The sequence below is a fragment of the Bacillota bacterium genome (assembly GCA_013178415.1).
GTDB lineage: Bacteria > Bacillota > SHA-98 > Ch115 > Ch115 > Ch115.
The window spans coordinates 62,601-84,427 of sequence record JABLXA010000003.1 but is presented as its reverse complement, the minus strand read 5'-3'; the positions used below and the strand labels follow the sequence as shown (position 1 = coordinate 84,427).

Sequence of the window (21,827 nt, the reverse complement as noted above, 5' to 3'; positions counted from 1 at the left end):
AGGCCATGATCGAGGATATCCTCAAGAATCTCCCGGATCGCCCGGGAGTTTACCTTATGAAGGACCAGAATGGCGAGATAATCTACGTAGGTAAGGCGGTCTCGCTGAGATCGCGGGTCCGCTCGTACTTTCATGACCCGTCAGGGCTTTCTCAAAAGACCAGGGTCATGGTGTCTGCGATTCGCGATATCGAGTATATTGTGACAGATTCAGAAGTCGAGGCTCTCATCCTTGAAAACACCTTGATAAAGAAGCATCATCCCTGGTTTAACATTCGCTTGAGGGATGATAAGACATATCCGTATGTCAAGGTGACCATGGCCGAGCCTTTTCCTCGGATTTTCATCACAAGACGGGTTGTGGATGACGGATCCAGGTATTTCGGCCCATATACTGACAGCGGGGCTTTGCGGGAAACCCTGGCTTTCTTGAAACGGTTCTTCCCGGTTAGAGGCTGCAAACGGGATATCCAGGAGGGTGGTAGTTCAGGGCAGGGTCCGAATTCCAGGCCTTGCTTGAACCATCACATTGGAAGGTGTCTTGCACCTTGTTCGGGGAATATCACCAGGGAAGCCTATCGCCAATTGATCGACCAGATATGCCTATTCCTGGAAGGAAGGCAAGAAGAACTGCTTCGCTCGATGCGGAAAGAGATGCAGGCTGCTGCTACTCTCCTGGATTTTGAGCGCGCGGCGGTTCTGAGGGACAGGATTTTCAATATTGAGAGGATAATGGAGAAGCAAAAGGTGGTCTCCATTTCGCCGGTGGATGAAGATGTCGTGGCCATGGCGAGGGAGGGAGATCTCGCTATAGCGCAGGTCTTCCAGGTCCGGGCAGGGAAACTCGTGGGCAACAAGCATTTCATATTGGAGAATACGGGGGATTCGAGTGACGGAGAGATCATCGGGTCTTTCATAAAACAATACTATGGTTCCGCCTCATGGATACCTCCTTTGATCCTGCTGCAACATGAGGTTGAAGACCATGAAGCTATCGCTAGATGGCTGTCATCCGCAAAGCTGGTAGTGCCCAAGAGAGGGGATAAGAAGGCGCTGGTCGATATGGCGGCTGAGAATGCTGAAATAACTTTGCAGAACGCGCTCCGGCAGGATGCTGCGCGGCAGAGCATGGAGGAAAGGGCGGTGCTGGAACTGCAGCTTGCGATTGGTCTTCCGTCTCCTCCTATCAGAATAGAAGCCTATGATATATCCAACATCCAGGGAAGAAAAGCCGTGGGTTCCATGGTTGTGTTCGAGAATGGCCGGCCGGCCAGGTCTGAATACCGTCGCTTTAGGATCAAGACAGTGGCAGGCCCTGATGATTTCGCTATGATGAAAGAGGTCTTGACAAGGCGCCTTGCGCGTGCCCGTAAATGTGCAGGAAATTCTTCGTCCAATGCCGGGCTGGCTGAGCCCGCTGACGTGGATGCTGTAGATTCATCCATGACTGACGCCGACCTATCGGGGGGAACAGGTCGTCCAAAATCCGGATTTGCCAGGCTTCCCGACCTCATTTTGATTGATGGGGGCAAGGGACAACTGAGCTATGCCGTGGAAGCGCTGAATTCGGCAGGATTCCATCATATTCCAATTGCTGGGCTTGCAAAGGAATTTGAGGAAATATATCTTCCTGACCGATCTGACCCGATCAGGCTTCCGGCAAATTCGAAGGCCCTCTTTCTCTTGCAGCGTGTGAGGGATGAGGCTCACAGGTTTGCAGTGAGCTACCACCGCAAGCTGCGAGAGAAGGAAGGAATAGAGTCTTCTCTCTTGGAAATACCTGGCGTTGGGGCAAAGAGACTCAAGCGCCTTCTCACCAGATTTGGGTCAGTGGAAGGTATCCGCGCTGCCGCCCTGGATGACCTGATGACAGTCCCGGGCATGAATAGAAAAGTGGCTGAGGCTGTTGCGAATTATCTGAATGCCTCCCCGCCCACCGCTTGAATACCTTCCCGACTACGGCCGGATGTAAGCCCACCCCAATTCAAGGAAGGTCAAACCCAGACCCTCAACCTCGAATGGACAGTTTTGTTCTGAGAAGGGGTTTACATTTTCCTTCGCCTGGTCTATCATTATCTGCGGTCATATAGCAATACTAGTATTCGAGGTGTCGACGAGATTTGGCAGGCGGTTCGACAGGTGTGATCTGGCATACGACCCTGCAGCTACAATTATGGAAAAAGACCTTATTAGAAATATAGCTATAATTGCCCACGTTGATCATGGCAAGACGACTCTTGTGGATGGGATGCTCAAGCAAAGCGGGGTTTTTCGCGAGGGACAGGTTGTTGAGGAAAGGATCCTTGATCGTAACGCCCTCGAGCGAGAGCGCGGCATAACCATAATGTCCAAGAATACTGCAGTCTTTTATAAGGGACACAGGATCAATATCGTGGATACTCCGGGGCATGTGGATTTTGGTGGCGAAGTGGAGCGCGTGATGCAGATGGTAGATGGCGCGTTACTTCTGGTAGATGCCTTCGAGGGCCCGATGCCCCAGACGCGCTTTGTGTTGCGGAAGGCGATGGAGGCCGGCCTCAAACTCATCGTGGTCATAAATAAGATGGACAGGCCCAACGCCCGTCCGCTTGAGGTGCTCGATGAGGTCATGGATCTATTTATAGAGCTTGACGCCTCTGATGAGCAACTTGAGTTTCCAGTGATCTATACTACCGCCACGAAAGGTGTGGCATCGCTTTCGCCTGACAGTGAAGGAAAGGATCTTATTTCTCTTTTTGAAGCCATCATAAACCACATCCCGGCCCCTGAAGGTGATGACGCAAAACCTCTCCAGCTTGGCGTGGCCATGATCGACTATGATCCATATGTAGGACGACAAGCCATAGGCCGGATAGTGAACGGGACAATAAAGGCAAAGCAAAGAGTTGCAATAATCTCAAGTCATTCCCAGGAAGATACGATGGAACATCAATATGTAAGCGGACTTGCAGTCTTCGACGGACTTAAGAAGGTGCCGGTCGAGGAGGCGGGTGTCGGAGAAATAGTGGTGGTATCCGGGCTTGACCATGTGAATGTGGCTGATAGCATAGTAGACCCTGATAATCCAGTTCCCGTTGAATTCGTGAAAATTGATGAGCCTACGGTTGCTATGACTTTCCTTGTGAATAAGAGTCCATTTGCCGGGCGCGAAGGTCAGTTCGTCACTTCCCGGCATCTTCGCGAACGATTATGGCGTGAGCTTGAATCTAATGTGAGTTTGCGTGTCGAGGAGACTGACTCGCCTGATGCCTTTACTGTCTATGGTAGGGGAGAGCTTCACCTTTCCATACTGATTGAAACTATGCGCAGAGAAGGGTATGAATTCGAAGTCTCTAGGCCGAGGGTTGTCACCAAGGAAATCAATGGGGTCACCCATGAACCGGTAGAGGAGTTGGTTATAGACGTGCCAGGCGACTATGTCGGAGTCGTGATGGAGCTTCTTGGCCGGCGTAAGGGGAACCTTGTAAACATGAATAATCGCTCTGATAGTCGTGTGCTTTTAATATTTCATTTGCCAACACGTGGCATATTTGGGTTGCGTTCGGAGTTTCTAACAGAAACCAAAGGACTTGGAATCATGTACCATTCTTTCCACCATTATGCGCCATGGAGCGGGGAAATAGAAATACGTTCTCGCGGCGCCTTGGTTGCCTCAGAAACCGGCGAAACCGCGGCCTATGGGCTCGAAAACGCGCAGGAACGAGGCGATCTCTTCGTCGGACCTGGAATAAGTGTTTATAGAGGAATGATCGTTGGCGAAAATGCGCGCAGAGACGATATTTTGGTCAATGTGTGCAAGAGAAAGCGACTCACCAATATGCGAAGCTCCACTGCAGATATTGCTGTGAAGTTGACTCCTCCCCGGGAAATGAGCCTCGAGCAGTGCATAGAATTCATCTCGGAAGATGAGCTTCTTGAGGTTACGCCACTTTCTTTGAGGATGCGTAAACGGCAAATACCATAAGTAAATACCTGTTGTTTACTACCTCTCCTGCATGTTCTAGCATTTGTTTTATTGCCAGAAGCATAATAAGTGCAGAAGGCGGGGTCGAGACAACAGGAGGTGTATATAATGCCAAGGCGTGGTAACAGGGCAGTATTGCCCCAGGCAAGACAGGGGCTGGATCGGTTCAAGTATGAAATAGCTAACCAGGTTGGCGTGGATCTCAACCAGAATGGTGGCTATCTCGGGCATCTCCCATCGGCAGTTAATGGCCGTATAGGTGGCCAGATGGTGCGAAATATGATCGCTGCTGCGGAGCAGGCCCTGATCCAGCAGGCGGCAAGCGGTGTCAAGGCAGGATTCGCTCAGGCTCTTCAGCAGGCAATCCCGTCTGTGACGGCATCTTATACTAATGAGACAAACCTGACATCGCCAGCCCTCCAGAATCAGAACCTTCCTACTCAGTAATAGCCCGATGATGCCAGGGCGGATGTGAGTAGAATGACTAAGTATTTGAGGCCCGGGGGAATTTTCGGGCCTCAAATTTACTTTTGTCGATTTCAGCGAACAGCTATTGGGCGTCTTCTTATGATGTTGCCAAATTTGTCTATTACCGTTTCAATCTTGACTGTGAAATCTCCAAGGACTCTCAGTTTATCTAGCGAAGAAAGATTCATGAACTGTTGGAAAGTTATCTCCAATAATTGATAAATCTCATTCAACTCTTCTTCCCGGCGGTTCAGTCTTTCGATCCTGGCCTGCATATCCTCCTTCAGCCTATGAATTTCCTCATCTTTTGCCGCCAGTTCATCAAGGAGTTGCTGTTCTCGCTCAAACTGGCGATCAACCTCAACCAGGTGCTCTATAAAGCCTTTTAGATCTAGCATGTTGCGGGTACGTTCTTCGAGTGCCGCAACTCTCGCCGGAAGGGTGATCAGGGTTTGCAGGAATTCCTCATCTGATTTGAAAAAGGAAGGTTGCTGAGCTACCTGAGCCCCCCCATTGGGTGATTTATTTAGAGTAGGAGATCTATCCATGCTACCTCGCGCACTTTTCTGGTGGGTGACCTTTTCACGCCGGAGCAGGAAGTAGTACCTCCTTTCTACTGAAGACTGCCTCATTCCCAGAGTTTGGGCTATTTTCTTGAGGGTTTCCTTCCTTCCGCCCCTTTCGACCTCGCGTGCCTTTAGGATCATGTTATCTTCATTGTCCGTGAAGCGGTGTCTCCTACGCTTAGGAGCAGGATGGGGTTGCGGAATTTCCGGCTGCATGGTCTCGGCGGCTCTAGAAGTATCCAGGACTGTCTCCTCGCTTGTTGTGACCATTTGGGTCTCCTGACCATCCGCGTCAGTTGCAATGCCAGAATCATTTGCCTCCAAAATTTCTCTTGCCTCCTCAGGCATCTTATGCAATTCCTCCTTTCACCACTTTTTATGGCTTTTCGCCTTCAGGCAGGAGATCTCATCTCTTGCCTGGCATGCCCTAACGGCTTATAATTTATGACTATCATTAATAATTATGAAGGTACTAGAAATTATAGGCAGATTTCCTCATACACTCAGTATGTGCATATTATGTGTCTTTCTGGATGCACATATGCACACTGGTCAACCACTCCATAGCCGAAGCTAGGAGCTTGCTTATTGCAGGTCTGAGGTTAATCAGCTCAGCCACCAGTCGCAAGACCGATGGGGCTACATGAATTGATTTTTCCTCTATCAATAGAAGGATTATGCATATAGACGTCGAAGTACTATTAAATTTTTTATAATCACGGTTATACGCTAGCCAGTCCCAGTGATTTCGACTGCGGCGTGACTTTAGCAGGGAGAAGGGTGAACATTATGTCTATGCCGCTTTCCGAGGAGTTCGGAGTGCCAGGACCGGTATGGATTCCATCAAAAAGATCACAGGCCATGCCTCCGTTCATTGTCATGGATATTCTTGAAAAAGCCAGGTTGCTGGAGAAAAAAGGGATCGATGTTATTCACCTGGAGGTGGGGGAACCAGATTTTGATACCCCTAAACCTATCAAAGAGGCCGCGCAAAAGGCCATCTGGGATGGGGAGACTCATTATACCACGAGTCTGGGGCTTCCTGAATTGAGGGAAGCCATCTGCCGCCATTATTATGAGCGCTACGGGGTGAATGTATCACCCGATCAAATCCTTGTAACTTCCGGGACATCTCCGGCCATGCTCCTGGTGTTTGATGCTTTGATAAACTCGGGGGATGAGGTTATCCTTTCTGACCCAGGATATTCATGCTATAAGAATATCGTGGCCCATTCGGGCGGGGTGCCCAGGACGGTTCCCTTGAAGGAGGAAGACGGGTATAGATATCGCGTTGATGAGATAAAACGAATGATCAACCCGCGCACCAGGGCAATAGTCGTGAATTCTCCGGCCAACCCTACAGGTGCGCTGATACCTCCTGAGGATCTCGAAGCTATTTCTAATCTCCAATTACCCGTTGTTTCGGATGAGATCTATCATGGGCTGGTTTATGGCGAGAGGGAGCATTCCATACTTGAATTTACCGATAAAGCTATTGTCATAAATGGTTTCTCCAAACTTTATGCCATGACCGGTTGGAGGCTGGGTTATGTGATTGCCCCGCCGGAATTCATCCGCCCTATGCAAAAGATGCAGCAAAATTTCCTCATCTGCGCGCCTGCCTTTGCGCAAAGGGCGGCCATATCTGCGTTTACGGAATGCCAGGAACATATTCGGAACATGGTGAGGATCTATGATAAACGCCGCCGCCATATCATCAAGCGCCTCAGGGAAATTGGATTTGGGGTCCAGGTAGAGCCAAAGGGCGCATTTTACGTGCTTGCGAATGCCCGGATGTTCTGCCAGGATTCTTATCGCTTCGCCAACGAAATTCTCGAACATGCCCATGTAGCAGTGGCGCCTGGCGTCGACTTCGGCGCAAATGCTGAAGGGTACTTGCGCTTCTCATATGCAAATTCCCTCGAAAATATCGAAGAGGGGATGCGGAGACTCCACAGGTTCCTCGAAGACGGCCGTGCCTCATTCTTCCGCCTTTAGGCGGGGAATGAGGCACGATCTGGCTCTTGTGATCTAGCTCCAGCATCATGGAGCCCACACATCACCTGTATGGGCAGCCTTTCATCCGAGCATGTGCATCTACGTTTGATCTACGGCAGGCAAGTCCCTGATTTTACTCAGGGCTCCATCAATGCGCTCTATGGTCTTCTCCCTACCCAGCACATCGATGATCTCAAACAAGCCGGGACTTTCCGCCCGCCCTGTGAGAGCAACGCGCACAGGGTGGAATACTCCGCCCGCCTTGATGCCGAGTTCGTCTGCAAGTCCGCGGAGAGCCTTTTCCGTTTCCTCTTGCGAAAATGGTTCGCATTTTTGGAGACGATCCTTTACCTGGGCAAGGATTTGGTCGACCCCTGGCTTTGCAAGGAACTTGTTTACAGCAGCTTCATTGAATTCAACCTCATCTTTGAAAAAGAAGTCTCCTACAGTGGCCACATCTTTAAGCGTTTTGAGCCGTTCCTGGACGACCTTGGCCACTCTCACAATATAACCCTTTTTCTCTCGAGCCTGATCTTCTGTAATGAGTCCCGCTTCGCTGAGAAATGGTACTGATAGCTCGGCGAGACGCTCTGTGCTCGCCATCCTGATGTGCTGACCATTCATCCATTCGAGTTTCTTAACGTCGAAAATCGCTGGATTCTTCGATACCCCATCGAGGGAAAACTTCTGCACCAGCTCATCTACGGTGAAAATCTGCTGTTCGGCGTCATATGCCCATCCCAGAAGCGCCAGGTAATTTACCATGGCCTCAGGAAGGTAACCCATATCGCGGTACTGGGTGACTGACATTGCGCCATGACGCTTGCTTAGTTTTGTCCGATCAGGACCTAGTATCATAGATACATGAGCAAATTGAGGCAACTGGTAGCCGAACGCCTCATAAAGAAGCGCCTGCTTGGGCGTATTGGGCAGATGCTCTTCCGCTCGAATAATATGGGTCATCTTCATCAGGGAGTCGTCTACGACGCATGCCAGGTTATACATGGGAAAACCGTCGGATTTCATTATCACAAAATCTTCGAACGAGAAATTGTCAAACTTTACTTCTCCCCTGATCAAGTCGTGGATCGTTGTCTGTCCTTCAGGAACGCGAAATCGGAGCGCAGGTTTTCTTCCTTCACGCTCAAATTGAGCCTTTTGGGCTGAGGTGAGTTCGCGACAGCGCCCATCATAACCCGGATCTTCTCCGCGTTCAAGCCTTTCCTTGCGCCTGGCGGCGAGTTCCTGCGGCGTGCAATAGCATGGATATGCCTTGCCCGTTTCAATGAGCTTCTTCGCGTGCTCAGCATAGATCTCAAGACGTTGGGATTGGAAGTATGGGCCAAATTCGCCGCCGGACTCCGGCCCCTCGTCCCAGTCCAAACCTAGCCACCTGAGCGCCTCTATTATCGCATCAGCGGATTCTTCTGTGGAACGCTGGACGTCAGTGTCCTCAATTCTAAGGATAAATGTACCGCCCATATGACGGGCGAAAAGCCAATTAAAAAGCGCAGTACGCGCACCCCCCACATGAAGATAACCTGTGGGGCTTGGAGCAAACCTGCAACGAACTTCGTTCATCGGCCAACTGCGGCGGAGCCCCCTGATTTCAGATAGGGGGAGGAGCCGCCCCTCCTTTGCTTCATATTCTTCAGTATCCTGACAAGCGCTATTATACCATTCCAAGGATCATAATAACACCCCTGGAAGAAGAGACAGCATTCTATGAGAGATCAAAAGGGATTTTTCACGTAGAATGAGATATTTCACAAGGATAGTCAGGTTTACAGTTATGTAATATTATGGTATAGTTTCTGGGGGTTATAAATGGGAATAGCAGGCATGGGCTGATTCACGCCAAAGTATCCCGGCAGCAGACAAAATACTAAAATGGAAAGGTCGTTGATGTCGTATATGGGTTTTCTTGCACTTCTCCGGGGGATCCGGAGGATCCCCCATCTTTTGCAGCTTTTATGTATTCCCCTAATCATTGTTCCAGGCGAAGGCCCGACAGTTGAAGCAACTGAGGTAAGCATGGCTCCCAATGAGGTTTTGATCCTCATGCCCGAGAGGGATCAAGAGGGGGCAAGCGTCGAGCTAGTAAAGGCCGCAGCGGGTGTCGAGCCAGGCATGGCTGGCCTCAAGCCAACGAAGTCAAAGGTGGCAGGGGAATGGTGGTCTGAATTCAAAGGCGGTTGGGGCAACTGGGAGGGGAATCCATGGAAGCTGCAAAATGGAGTAGATTTAGATTTGGATTTTCGCTATCCTGCGGGACAGAATGCAGCCCTGGACATCTCATTTGCCACACCCGCCCCCGGAAGCGGCGTCATAGATGGAGAGGCAGGCATCCACCTGGCAGGCTCACTGGCCCGCCAATTCAAATATAAGTCCGAATTATCCATCCAACGACATTCATCATGGAGTGATATAGGTGATACAACGGCCAAATTATCAGCAGGTCTCGATCTAGCGTGGAAACCCCGCAAATCCTGGTTCGGCTTCAAAGCCGTTTGGGATGCATCGCAGACTGAATATCCTTTCCGGAAGGATAGCATGAACTTCGAGACGAAAAAGCAACTGTCTTTCCAGATTGAACCCACCTCGGCTGCTTTGAAGGGATTCAAGAGTGAAGTCGAGACTTCCATGAGCCAGAAGGTATATGTGTTCAAGCCAGAATCCAGTTCGATTACCAGCAGCTACATGGTTTCGATCCAGCCGCCGAAATTCGGTCCATTCTCCTTGGACCTGGAATTCGCCCGCGCCGAGAAGCGGTATCCCTATGACCCCTCCGGCTCCTATGAGCAGGCTTCCTCCGGCGCTGCATTATCATATAGAGGTTTCCTAGACAGGATCCATTTCGCCCAGCGCTCTTCTGCCGGAAGCTCTCCCACTAAGGATCCTCTTGTTAAAGAATCCGCAACATGGGATCTGACTCTGAAGACGGCCGTAAGGAACAGGAGTTATTCTCTGGCCCCCCTCAAAAATCGTCGGGATTCCATCATTGGCATCGATCTCTCCCTGAAACCCTCAAAGCCTGTTGAGTTCTCCTTTTCCTCAGATCTTTACGATAGAGATGTCTATGAGGATCCAGATGCTGAGTATATCCGTGTCGCCTATTCCTGGAAAGCCATATATCACTTTGCGCCCCATACAAAGCTGGCCGTAACGGTCGCCGGTTCTGATAAGACATACCAGAATGTGCCAACCTCAAGGGAGACATATGAGCAGTCTAGTGTCAATCTGGGCCTTTCCCATAGATTTTCAGATGTTTTGGGGATCTCTTTGGATTATAAGGCGGTCCGGAAGCTCTATCCACATGCTCCCTCTAAATCCGAGGAGGGCCATCAGATAGGGGTGAAGGTGACTTCCGCCATTTTATAGTGCCTCGCGGCGCGGGTACCTAATGTCAGGGAACGGACCTCCGTTCCTGCTGCCCCATTGGCCAGGATGGAGGTCCCATCCCTGCTTTGAGCTTTCAAATTGCACTCTAGAATTGCGTTGGGTTTTCGCCATTATGGATCTGGTAACTCCAGTTGGCCTTGTTAAAGTTATCCCAATTGTTGGCGCTATCATGGAAACAGAAATTAAGATTGGATGTTTCATCGATATCTATCGGCACTGTTGTGGTCCACATATTATCTACAGTTAGCGTCATGGGAATATCCCTGGGCTCTTTCCAGTTATCATTATCGCCAAATCCATAATGCAGATATATTTGGTCTGCTCCGCTTCGCGCCAGGAGGCCGTCATATTTGATAGTGACCTCGCTGCCTGCGGTAATTGGGGTCGGGCTGACGTAAACGCCATCATCCCCGCGATATTGTGCCCTGCCATGATATTGCGCCTTGCTTTGGATATTCCGCATGGCGACCGTTTCTCGCTCAGCCCCAACAATCTCTTCTGCGCGTTTTCCTTGTACGGCGGGCCCGCTCGCCTCCTTTGCGTGTTCTGACTGTATAGTTGAGCTAGTAATTCCTGTGCCAAGTTCACTAGCCAATTCCATATCCCGTGTTTTTTCGGGAGCCTTCACTTCCTTATCTTTGCGTCGTAGGAACCAAAAGACCATGACAAGAAACCCCCCTTTTGCTGGCCTCTCTATTCAGTGTTCCCAATATAAGCGGACAATCATATATGTAAATTCAGCCTCGGTTTCTTGTATCGTCAGGCGCGTGATTTTTACCTTGAGTCTCAGATTGTCCCCTGCCCTGGGATGTCATATCTCGCTTCTCTCTCCCATGCCGGGACAGCATATTTACCCCGATGAGGTGCAGAAATTCCAATTTCAACAATTTAGATAGCCTTTTCTTGACTCCGGCCCAGCTACCTTCGTTGATAAAAAGGTATGTGGCACCGATCACAAGTAGACTGACGACTATCCAGAATACTCCTACCAAGGCTCTACTTGACTCTCGAGCGGCGCGCCCCGCTTGTTCCCTTCTAGCTGCTGGCGTTCGACCCGCAGGAGGAGGTCCTGTGATCCCATATAGCAATCTCGGCAGCGCATTGGTAAGAGCTGCCACAGAACGCTCCGCGGCATATCTGCTATTCTCTTGACTTCCTACCTCAAAGAGCAGCGCTCTGGGGGAGAGATCCTGGTTGTATCCGCCTGCCCCATAGAAAATTCCCCGTATCAGGCCAGGAAATTCTCTATCTGCCACGGACTTTATCGCCCATGCAAATTGTTCATTTGCTGACATATTTGGGTTTTCTCGCCCAACTACTATCATCACTCGGGCTCCAGGGACGCCCCCAATGGTAGTGACATATTGCTCTAGAGGAGCAGCATCACGGTGGATGTCGAAAAGGGCGTCAGGGTTTGATTTGAGCAGCTGAACTGCCGTTCTCCTGGACCTTTCGTATGCGGCTCCGTCATGGGGAAGATGAATGGCATATGAATGATGGACATTCACTCCATATCGCTCGAGGGTGCTTGTCAGGGTCGCTCCGACTCTGTAGATGCCGCCCCTGGGCTCGATGGACGCGGCACCATCCGTGGGAATGTATGATTCATCGCTGTGGGTATGATATGTGGCGATCACCATCCTGGGGCTGCCCTGGGCCATCTTGGCCGCCCCGGTCTCTGCCCTGGCCTTCCATTCAGCGGCCATAGCCTTTTCAAACTCCCGGGCCTTGCTGGTCAGATCAACAACCTCAACCAGCCTTGCAAAGGCAACCTGTCCGTCGATTTTCGTGACCTCATAGAAATGGTTATCGTGGTCCAGAAACCTGTCACCTTTCCGGACCACAATACCGGTCTGCATGATGGTCTTTTCAGTTTTTATATCTTTTATAGTAAAATAACCATCTTTTAACTCTTCATGGGCAGAAATAGGAGAGCCACCGGGCAGCAGGAACAATAAGGTAAGAATAGCCAGGGACACAAGCAGCAATCCTGCGATACCTTTACATTGTGTCTTTTTCACCTTGGTCACCCCTGTTCTAGTATGCAGCGACCAAGGCTTTCATAGTCACAAATCGCTTGAGATCACAATGCACCTGCAAATCCTAAAACTTGACCTTTACTGGCTCCCTAGAACTTTCCTCTATTTCAAAGAATTCCTCTTGTTTGAATCCAAACATACCGGCAATGATATTGCTTGGGAAGGACTGGATCATGGTATTGTATTTCATCACAGTATCATTGTAGAATTGCCTGGCATACGCAATCTTGTTCTCCGTTCCGGCCAGCTCTTCCTGGAGCATCATGAAATTCTGATTGGCTTTCAGGTCCGGGTAAGCTTCCGCCACTGCAAACAGTGTCCGCAAGGCGCCGGTAATTGCATTTTGGGCTTCAGCCTGCTCAGCAACTGTTTTGGCTGACGCCATCTGGGCGCGGGCTCTGGTAACCATTTCGAAGGTTTCCTTCTCATGGGCCGCATACCCTTTTACTGTTTCAACGAGGTTAGGAATAAGGTCATACCTGCGCTTGAGCTGGACATCGATTTGAGACCAGGCATTTTTGACGCGCTGGCGCAGCGAAACGAGCCCATTGTAGATGGAAACCAAAAGTAATGCGATAGCGAGCAGAATTACCAACAATATGATACTCAATTTGGCTCCCCCTTTCCATTTAAGGACTGATCAGCCTTTTTGCTCTCCGATCCACTTCTCTTAGGATCTCCTTTTCGTCCAAGGTTAGGATCTTTCGTTCCTTCATGACAACCTCTCCATTGATGATGACCGTAGAAACATCATCGGCATGGGCGGAATAAACCAGATGAGATATTATATCATGTTCGGGATGCATGTGCGGGCGGTCTGTGTCAAAGATGATAAGGTCAGCCTTTTTCCCAGGTTCTATTGAGCCGATCTCATGCCCCAGGCCGAGCGCCATTGCGCCATATGTAATGGCCATCCTGAGCGACGTAAAGGCAGGGATCACGGTCGGATCCCCGGAAGCAGCCTTGTGAATCAAAGCAGCCAGCCTCATTTCTTCCACCATGTCAAGGTTATTGTTGCTTGCTGCCCCATCGGTCCCGATTCCGACAGATATGCCGCGTTCCAGCATTTCGGGCACAGGAGCAATCCCAGATGCCAACTTGAGGTTGCTTGTAGGATTATGAGCGACCCCTACGTGATTCCTCGCGAGGATTTCCATATCATCCTGAGATACATGGACAACGTGGGCAGCCAGGGTGGGGACCTCGAACAGGCCGATATCATCCAAAATCGCAACCGGCGATTTCCCGTATTTTTCAATGCATTCTCTTACTTCCTTCTGGGTCTCGGAGACATGGATATGAAGCCCAACATTGAGTTGCCTGGCTCTTTCTATGACCTTTTCCAGATAATCGGGCGGGCAGGTGTAGATCGCATGAGGGCCCAGCATGGTTGTGATCCTATCATTCGCCGCCCTGTGCCATGTGGCGCATAATTCACTGCCCTCATCCAGCGAAGCATCAGATCCGGGGGCAATGCCAATGAGGCCCCTGGAGAGCGCCGCTCTCATTCCGGAAAGCTTCACTGCCTCTGCCACTTGATCCATGAAGAAATACTGGTCGGCAAAGGTGGTTATGCCAGACCTGATCATCTCAATACAGCTCAAAAGCGCGCCCCAGTAAACATCCTCTTTGGTAAGGCGCGCTTCTGCCGGCCATATCCTGGTCTCCAGCCATTCAGCCAGTGGCAGGTCGTCTGCATAGCCTCTGAATAGGGTCATTGATGCATGGGTATGGGCATTGACAAAACCTGGTAGGACCACTTTGCCCCTTGCGTCGATAACGGTGGACGAATCACTGGGAGATGGCCTCGCAAGGTTTCTCCCCATCATGACTATCCTGTCCCGGGAGATCCGTATGTCGCAATCCTCGATTATGCTGTTCTGGGAGTCCAGCGTCAGCGCCGTGGCCCCGGAGATCAAAATCTCACTCACAACCCAATGCCCCCTTATGCTGACCGCATCGGCACCTTCGTTCCCGTGGCAGAGCGGCAATAGAATTTATGATGATATTTCTCAACCTGTCACCATTCTCCTTCATAACCTGGACAACCTCTTCATGGGTCAGAGGCGTGGGCGAAATCCCTGCAGCGAAATTTGTGACTATAGCCACGGTCCCGTAGCAAATGCTGGCTTCCCGCGCGAGGACGCATTCCGGTACATTTGTCATTCCTACGACATCCCCGCCCAGGATGCGAAATGCCCTGATTTCTGCGGGCGTTTCAAAACGTGGTCCTTCAGTTGCGACATAGCAACCTCTTTCATGAACCGGGATGCCAAGCGATCGGGCGGCGTTGATGAGACAGGAGCGAATCTCAGGACAATAAGGTTCAGTGAAATCTGTGTGAACTACCCCCATCTCGCCGCCTTCAAAGAACGTGCTGATCCTGCCCCTTGTGAAATCTATGAATTGGTCCAAGATTACGCTATCACCGGGCTTCATCTCAGGATTCAGGGAACCTACGGCTGATGTAGCGATGATCCTCGTCACTCCCAGCAGCCTCAAAGCCTCGATATTGGCCCGATAGTTGACAAGGTGAGGGGGAATCGTATGCCTTGCGCCATGTCTTGCCATAAATATCACTTCTTCGCCCCGGCATATCCCAGTCTTGAACTCAACCTCACCATATCTGGTGGAGACTCTCGATTCCTGCACATTCTCAAGCATTTCCGGACTTAAAACGCCCGTTCCGCCGATTACTGCAATTCTCATCAGCCTCATACTCCTTAAATGGCGTGACCTGCGCCCTAATCGGCGCTGTGAAGATGATTTATGCCCTTATCGACGCCATAAAGATAGATTGCGCCCTGCTAAATGAAGGCACGAAATTCTCTGCCATTTTCTCCAGAGGGTGTGGCTCCACATTCTCGGGTTATTTGGGCGATCAAAAGCCACAAGCTGATTATAAGATGTTAGGCGATGGAATAGCAAGGGAAAGTTCCATTAATAGAAGGGTATGGACTGGATGTTGTCGAATTATCCCTGAAACGATGGGAAATCTGCCACACGCCGGGCGAGGTGAGAAGGAACTTGGAGTGCCTCCGTCCAATAAGACGAAACTCGCTTTAAAGGAGGCTTTGGGGGCTATCTTAGAAGCTTCAGGGCCTCCCTTCGGGCATTCGGCGCCTTGAGGAATTCGAGCAGCGCCGCGATCGTCCACCCCTTTTTTTGGTAAGCGAGCCCCAGCAGCAGGTGGGTATATTCGTTCTTTGGATCGATCTCCAGCGCTTCTCGCAGGACGGAGATACCTTCATCGAGTCTTCCGACACGCGTATAAAGATATGCCAGGTAGTGCCGGATCCACACGTTCTTTGAGTCTATCCGGACGAGGCGTTCAAATTGCTCTATAGCCTTTTCATCCTGCCCCAGGGCATAATAAGAGAAGGCCATACAGTTGAGGGCAAGGATATCATCAGGGTTTGCAGCTAGCTTTGCGGAATTCTCGCGTACCACCAGGGCTGCATTTTTTTCATAATCTCCTGCGGAGAGAAGCGCAAATTCATCATTGGCCTTCAGCATCTTGCCAGTATTCGCATAGGAAATCGCCTTCAAAAGATGCCCTCTCCAGTCATCTGGTGAGGGGGAATCATTTTCCTCCAGGATCTTATTCCAATCTAAGGATGAGCCAGCGCGATCATCGTCGGGCGCCACAGACTGCCCGGCGCTCGCGATAGCCGCCATAATCAGGGATATCACAAACAAGGAGACCTTTAACACAAATCCAGATCCTCGGCGCATCAGCCATCTCCACCGGTTCTTATGAGCTTGAGGGCGTCTTTCAATCGGCGGATGCCTTCCTCAAGTTTATCCATGCTGGTTGCATAGGAAATCCTTACACATTCATCATCGCCAAAGGCCGCCCCTGGTATGAGGGCTACCCTCGCCTCATTCAGGACTGCTTCGCAGAAGCTCGCCGAATCCTTGATCTGGCGCGCCCCAAGACGTCCACCATAAAGCTTCGACACCTTGGGAAATACATAGAATGCCCCATCTGGCGCAGGGCATTCAACGTCGGGGATATCGCGCAATTTTTCCAGCAGGAAATCCCGACGGGCTTTGAACTCGGTCACCATCTGCCTCGTCCAGGCGCCGGGATCTCTCAGCGCGGCGATGGCCGCTTTTTGGGATATGGATACAGGGTTTGAGGTAGTGTGGCTTTGCACGTTTGAGATGGCCCTGATTATCTCAAGGTCTCCTGCTACATAACCTATGCGCCAGCCAGTCATTGCGTGGCTCTTAGACAGGCCGTTGACCACAAGAGTAAGGCTCTTGATTTCATCTCCGAACGATGCGATGCTGTAATGCTGGGTCCCATCATAGACGAAGTGCTCGTATATTTCATCGGAAATCACATAGACCCCATGCTTTACCGCAACCTCGGCAATCGCCTCGAGTTCCTTCTTGGTGTAAACAGCGCCTGTCGGATTGCACGGGCTATTTAGAATTATTATCTTGGTTCTTTTGGTTATGGCAGCCGCCAGGGCCTCTCCGGTAACCTTGAAACCTTGCTCGATGCCTGCCTTGACAAAGACAGGAATCCCGCCCATGAGACGCACCTGCTCAGGGTAGCTCAACCAGTAAGGAGAAGGTATTATCACCTCATCTCCTTCTTCGCAAAGGACCTGCATTATGTTGTATATGGAATGCTTTGCGCCGTTGGAGACTACGATCTGTGATGGTTGATAATCCAGGTTGTTCTCTCTTTTGAGCTTTTCGCATATCGCTTCTCTGAGTTCGATGCTTCCTGCTGCTGCCGTATATTTGGTATAGCCCTGCTTAATTGCCTCTATCCCTGCGGCTTTAACATTTTCTGGTGTATCAAAGTCGGGCTCGCCGATTCCAAATGAAATCACATCCATACCCTTTTTTCGCATATCCTGAACCATTGAATCTATTCCAAAGGTCTTGGAAGGTGAAATTGCCGACACCCGCCGCGCCAGCTTCATCGGGCTCACCTCACTATCATTATAGCCGATGGCTATTTACCCACACATTATTCTACACAGAAACAAGAAATCCTCCGGATCCTTCCACTTTTCACCGGGCTGAATTTATGGTAACACTATCTTAATGGAGGTAAGTATTATGGAAAAGATTGAAATATCAATTTCGGGAATGAGCTGCGCTTCATGCGCCGTGCGCATCGAGAAAGCCCTCAAGGAGCTGCCGGGGGTAAGGTCAGCTGCGGTAAATTTCGCCACAGAAAGGGCGACAGTTTTGTACCAACCCGAGCTCGTTTCCATATCTGCCATTGAAGAACAGATCAGGAGCGCAGGTTATGATGTCATAAGTCAGGGCGAGGACAAGGCTATTATCGAGGATCGGGAAAAAATAGAGCACGAAAAAGAGATGAAAGCCCTGAGACTCCGGCTGTATGTCAGCATCGTCCTCACGGCTATCATCTTTGCCGGGTCCATGCGTGAATGGGTACCATGGATCCCCAAGTTTTTTTCTGACAGGCGGCTCCTGTTCTTGCTTGCCACACCAGTGCAATTCTGGGTTGGATGGCGGTTTTATCATGGGGCTTATGCCGCGCTCGTTCATGGCTCTTCTGATATGAATGTACTAGTGGCCATTGGCACGACAGCGGCTTATCTTTACAGCGTGGTCGCCACTTTTGCCCCTGGCCTGCTCAAAGTAGGCGCTACTGGAGCGACGCATGTATATTACGATACGTCAGCGACGATCATAACGCTCATACTTGTAGGACGTTATCTTGAGGCCATGGCAAGAGGAAAAGCTTCTGAGGCGATGCGAAAGCTCCTCAGTCTTTCTGCAAAGACTGCTCATGTCGTGCGAGGCGGGCAGGAGGTGGAGATCCCATCGGAGGAACTGGAAGTCGGGGATATTGTGATAGTGAAGCCTGGAGAAAAGATCCCGGTAGACGGCGTGATCATCGAGGGGCATTCATCTGTGGATGAATCAATGCTGACAGGAGAAAGTATCCCCAGAGACAAGGGAGTGGGCGACGAAGTTGTAGGCGCCACCATCAATAAGACGGGCACATTCAAATTCAAGGCCACAAAGGTGGGGAGGGATACGGTCCTGTCTCAAATAGTCAAGTTGGTGGAGCAAGCCCAGGGGTCAAAAGCTCCGATACAAAGATTAGCAGACAGGGTTGCGGGGATCTTCGTGCCAGCAGTTGTATCCATCGCTGTTGCTACCTTTCTGGCATGGTACTTTTTTGGGCCTGCGCCCAGGTTGAGCTTTGCTCTTCTTAGTTTTGTGTCTGTGCTGATAATAGCCTGCCCATGTGCCCTTGGCCTTGCTACCCCTACAGCTATAATGGTGGGCACCGGCAAAGGGGCGGAATTCGGCGTCTTGTTCAAAGGAGGAGAACATCTCGAAAGAGCACATCGAATCAATGCCCTTATCTTCGATAAGACTGGGACTCTGACGACAGGGAAGCCGGAAGTCATGGATTTCGAACTGGTATCTGAAGGTGGTCCAATGACAAATGAAGCGGCGCCGGCTGGTGGGCATATGGGAGGCCCAGCCGCAGGCCGGGAACGAAAGGTCCTGCAGCTTGTGGCGGCGGTGGAGAAGGCGTCCGAACACCCGCTGGCGCAGGCGGTGGTAGCGAAGGCAGAGGCTGAAGGACTCTCTCTGCCCAGAGTGACTGATTTTGAGGCCATTCCTGGATATGGAGTGAAGGCCACGGTCGAAGGGAAAAAGGTCCTGGTTGGAAGTGAGAAGTTTTTGGAAAAGGAAGGCGTAGATGCTCGGGCATTGTCCGCCAGAGCTATGGAATTCTCCCAGCAGGGGAAGACTCCAGTGCTTGCGGCAATAGAAGGCAAACCGGCAGCGGTAGTGGCCATTGCTGATGGGATCAAACCCGGCAGTCGTGAGGCTGTGGACATGCTGCACAAAATGGGGATAGAGGTAGCCATGCTGACCGGGGATAACAGGAGGACAGCGGAAGCCATTGCCTCAAGCTTAGGAATTGACCGGGTGCTTGCTGAGGTGCTCCCGCAGGATAAGGCTCTCGAAGTCAGGCGGCTTCAACAAGAGGGCAAGGTCGTCGGTATGGTCGGCGATGGGATAAACGATGCTCCAGCCCTGGCTCAGGCAGATGTGGGGATCGCAATCGGAACAGGCACGGACATAGCCATGGAGGCTGCGGACATAACATTGATGGGGGGCGACCTCAAAGGCGTTGTCACGGCCATCGAGCTCAGCCGGCGCACCATGTCTACAATCAAACAGAATCTCTTTTGGGCCTTTGCATACAATTCGGCAGGTATTCCTATTGCAGCGGGAGTCCTTTATCCTTTCACTGGAATCTTGTTGAATCCCATGATAGCAGCGCTTGCCATGGCATTGAGTTCTGTTTCAGTAGTGACGAATAGCCTGAGGTTGAGAGGGTTCCGCAGGAGGTGACTCAGGAGAGGGTTCCGCAGGAGACAATCCAGGAAATGGGCCGGGCGGCTCAGCTCTTGCCTTTTCCCGCCCTTCCTTTGAGATAGTTGATCAACGGCATGCCGAGGCCGAAGACGACTATGGCCTCGCTTACGCTGATACTGATGGCTGTGATCCAGTAGGGGAGTTTTTCGATTATCCAGGTAAGGTACAAGCTTACCAGGAGGCCATTCAAAATCACGGGTGATAGGTAGGCAAGAATGCTGTTTCTGAATTTGTATGTCCCGATGGCGGCAAGAAGAGTGACAAGGCTGCCGCCGATGATGTCCCAGGGTCCAACGGGGCCCAGCAGATTCGCCAGCAGGCAGCCTACGAAAAGCGCGGGAACGGCTTCCACATAGAGTATGGGAAGCACAGTGAGCGCCTCAGCGATCCGGAGCTGGATTTGCCCGAAGCTGATGGGTTGAAAGATGTATACGAGGGCTACATAGAGTCCGGCGATCGCAGCCCCGCGCACGATACGCTCTGTTTTCATCACAGGACGGCTTCCTCCCTTATCCTGAGGTTTGCCCTGGCAGCAGCCAGCATCAGGATTTTGTCTATGAGTTCCTCGAATGAAATACCCGCAGCCAGCGCCGTAAGAGGAAACAGGCTCACACTCGAGAGCCCGGGAAGGGGATTGATCTCCAGGAAAAACGGGCTATCATTTCCGTCAAGCCTCACATCAACCCGGGCCATATCGCGACATTCAAGCGCCTGGAAGGCACGCACGGCAATGCTCTTTATCTTGCGTTCCAGAGCCTTTGGGATAGGAGCAGGACATAGAAATTGCTCCAGATTTTGGCTCTTGGTCTCGTAAGAATAAACGAAACCTTCTGGTGAGATATCCTTTTTGGGGCGTATCTCCATTACCGGAAAGACCTGGAGATCATCGTGATTGCCCAGGATTCCCACAGTAAACTCACGGCCCGGCAGGAATTCCTCCAGCAAAATGGGCTGATGGTAAGTGTTGAGCGCCCAATTGACCTGTTGCCGTAGCTGATCTTGATCGTCAACTTTGCAGCTATCCCTGATCCCTTTGCTGGAACCCTCATACGCCGGCTTTATAAAGATAGGGAATTTCAGGTTGATCTTGGGAAAATCATGCTCATTCCGGACTACAGCGAATTTCGGGGTGGGGATTCCCCGCGCCTTCATTACCATCTTGGCCAGAGATTTATCAAGGGCAAGGGACAGCGTCAGAGGGTCGGATCCCGTATAAGGGACTCCACAAATCTCCAAGATCGCGGGCACATGTGCCTCTCTATTACGCCCATCCCATCCTTCGGCTATATTGAAAACTATGTCAACATGAGAGCGTTTGAGCCGGCTTGGGATATCTGCCCCATAAGGCAGTCTCACCACCCTGTGGCCTTTCGCCCTCAATGCCTTTGCTATGCGGTTTACAGTAGACTGTTCCTCGTACTCCGCCGCTATGTCCTCAGGATCATTACCGGTCCTGGGGCAGTCTTTTTTAAGATTGTAGGCGAGGCCTACTACAAAAGGCATTCTCCTATCTTTCCTTTCCAGATAATCTAAAGTAGACCTTCATGCCGCTGCGGCGGCACCATCAGAAGGATGAAAACCGCGGCGCGCATTTTCAGGGTAAAGTAGAGCATAGTTGGATCAACAATACTAGATATTAAATGGAGCGACGGAACACCGTCGCCCTTTATTTTTCACCGATCCGATCACTATGTAACGCCAATCATACTTCTTTGATAGCTTCGGTAGGGCACCCCTCCATCGCCTCGCGGCACGCATCCTCTACTTCCGGGGGGACTTCATCCACTTTGGAAGAGGCCTTTTCGTCATCATTCCAGTCAAATACTTCCGGGCAGGTATCAATGCATGCGCCACAACTGATGCACAGATCCTGGTCCACTTCAACTTTCATCGCTAGATCCCTCCAAATGAGTGTACACGGTGCAGACTGTAGTCTATTGCTCATCGGCTGATTAATATATACCGCACCCAGACAGATTATACTACACGG

General features: G+C 50.9%; 18 protein-coding genes. 6 read left to right on the top strand and 12 right to left on the bottom strand.

The window, feature by feature from the left end:
- The first annotated feature begins 5 nt into the window (after positions 1-5).
- The 3 genes from uvrC (at position 6) to HPY52_03380 (ending at position 4,410) form a co-directional block, all read left to right on the top strand.
- Positions 6-1,943: an excinuclease ABC subunit UvrC gene (uvrC, locus tag HPY52_03390; protein NPV79309.1), complete on the top strand. Its 1,938-nt coding sequence runs from the start codon at positions 6-8 to the stop codon at positions 1,941-1,943.
- Positions 1,944-2,172: 229 nt separating this feature from the next.
- Entirely contained in the window at positions 2,173-3,963 is a 1,791-nt protein-coding gene (gene typA / locus HPY52_03385) for a translational GTPase TypA (protein NPV79308.1), read from the top strand.
- A 108-nt stretch (positions 3,964-4,071) separates the two neighbouring features.
- Positions 4,072-4,410, top strand: a complete 339-nt coding sequence (locus HPY52_03380) for an alpha/beta-type small acid-soluble spore protein (protein NPV79307.1) — start codon at positions 4,072-4,074, stop codon at positions 4,408-4,410.
- 92 nt (positions 4,411-4,502) lie between these two features.
- Here HPY52_03380 and HPY52_03375 read toward each other — a convergent pair whose 3' ends face one another.
- Positions 4,503-5,345: a hypothetical protein gene (locus HPY52_03375; GenBank protein ID NPV79306.1), complete on the bottom strand. Its 843-nt coding sequence runs from the start codon at positions 5,343-5,345 to the stop codon at positions 4,503-4,505.
- A gap of 447 nt (positions 5,346-5,792) precedes the next feature.
- Between HPY52_03375 and HPY52_03370 the strand changes: the two genes are divergently transcribed.
- A complete protein-coding gene (locus tag HPY52_03370; GenBank protein ID NPV79305.1) occupies positions 5,793-6,995 on the top strand; it encodes a pyridoxal phosphate-dependent aminotransferase in 1,203 nt (400 codons plus the stop codon).
- Between the two features lie 99 nt (positions 6,996-7,094).
- Here the strand turns inward: HPY52_03370 and HPY52_03365 are convergent, their stop codons facing one another.
- Entirely contained in the window at positions 7,095-8,576 is a 1,482-nt protein-coding gene (locus tag HPY52_03365; GenBank protein NPV79304.1) for a glutamate--tRNA ligase, read from the bottom strand.
- 309 nt (positions 8,577-8,885) lie between these two features.
- On the opposite strand from HPY52_03365, the gene HPY52_03360 reads away from it, so the two are divergent.
- The gene (locus HPY52_03360) at positions 8,886-10,376 is read left to right on the top strand and encodes a hypothetical protein (GenBank protein NPV79303.1); all 1,491 of its coding nucleotides are present in this window, start codon (positions 8,886-8,888) and stop codon (positions 10,374-10,376) included.
- 106 nt (positions 10,377-10,482) lie between these two features.
- Here HPY52_03360 and HPY52_03355 read toward each other — a convergent pair whose 3' ends face one another.
- The 7 genes from HPY52_03355 to HPY52_03325 all read right to left on the bottom strand — a co-directional run bounded on the left by HPY52_03355 (position 10,483) and on the right by HPY52_03325 (position 17,379).
- Complete coding sequence (locus tag HPY52_03355; GenBank protein ID NPV79302.1) at positions 10,483-10,860, bottom strand: carbohydrate-binding protein; 378 nt, start codon at positions 10,858-10,860, stop codon at positions 10,483-10,485.
- A gap of 274 nt (positions 10,861-11,134) precedes the next feature.
- Positions 11,135-12,418 carry a stage II sporulation protein P gene (locus tag HPY52_03350; GenBank protein ID NPV79301.1) on the bottom strand — a complete coding sequence of 428 codons (1,284 nt, stop codon included), beginning with the start codon at positions 12,416-12,418 and terminating at the stop codon, positions 11,135-11,137.
- An 82-nt stretch (positions 12,419-12,500) separates the two neighbouring features.
- Positions 12,501-13,046: a LemA family protein gene (locus HPY52_03345; GenBank protein NPV79300.1), complete on the bottom strand. Its 546-nt coding sequence runs from the start codon at positions 13,044-13,046 to the stop codon at positions 12,501-12,503.
- Positions 13,047-13,065: 19 nt separating this feature from the next.
- Positions 13,066-14,367 (bottom strand): amidohydrolase, encoded by a 1,302-nt coding sequence (locus tag HPY52_03340; GenBank protein ID NPV79299.1) that lies wholly within the window; start codon positions 14,365-14,367, stop codon positions 13,066-13,068.
- Positions 14,360-15,145 (bottom strand): S-methyl-5'-thioadenosine phosphorylase, encoded by a 786-nt coding sequence (gene mtnP / locus HPY52_03335; GenBank protein ID NPV79298.1) that lies wholly within the window; start codon positions 15,143-15,145, stop codon positions 14,360-14,362. The genes HPY52_03340 and mtnP overlap by 8 nt, the downstream gene beginning before the upstream one ends.
- A gap of 372 nt (positions 15,146-15,517) precedes the next feature.
- Complete coding sequence (locus HPY52_03330) at positions 15,518-16,171, bottom strand: tetratricopeptide repeat protein (protein ID NPV79297.1); 654 nt, start codon at positions 16,169-16,171, stop codon at positions 15,518-15,520.
- Complete coding sequence (locus HPY52_03325) at positions 16,171-17,379, bottom strand: pyridoxal phosphate-dependent aminotransferase (protein ID NPV79296.1); 1,209 nt, start codon at positions 17,377-17,379, stop codon at positions 16,171-16,173. Before HPY52_03325 ends, HPY52_03330 begins: the two co-directional genes overlap by 1 nt.
- Positions 17,380-17,503: 124 nt before the next feature.
- Between HPY52_03325 and HPY52_03320 the strand changes: the two genes are divergently transcribed.
- Complete coding sequence (locus HPY52_03320) at positions 17,504-19,813, top strand: copper-translocating P-type ATPase (GenBank protein ID NPV79295.1); 2,310 nt, start codon at positions 17,504-17,506, stop codon at positions 19,811-19,813.
- Between the two features lie 49 nt (positions 19,814-19,862).
- On the opposite strand, the gene HPY52_03315 is transcribed toward HPY52_03320, so the two are convergent.
- The 3 genes from HPY52_03315 to HPY52_03305 all read right to left on the bottom strand — a co-directional run bounded on the left by HPY52_03315 (position 19,863) and on the right by HPY52_03305 (position 21,728).
- Entirely contained in the window at positions 19,863-20,327 is a 465-nt protein-coding gene (locus HPY52_03315) for a QueT transporter family protein (protein NPV79294.1), read from the bottom strand.
- Complete coding sequence (locus tag HPY52_03310) at positions 20,327-21,340, bottom strand: ATP-grasp domain-containing protein (GenBank protein ID NPV79293.1); 1,014 nt, start codon at positions 21,338-21,340, stop codon at positions 20,327-20,329. Before HPY52_03310 ends, HPY52_03315 begins: the two co-directional genes overlap by 1 nt.
- 199 nt (positions 21,341-21,539) lie before the next feature.
- Positions 21,540-21,728: a ferredoxin gene (locus HPY52_03305; GenBank protein NPV79292.1), complete on the bottom strand. Its 189-nt coding sequence runs from the start codon at positions 21,726-21,728 to the stop codon at positions 21,540-21,542.
- Positions 21,729-21,827 lie beyond the last annotated feature (99 nt).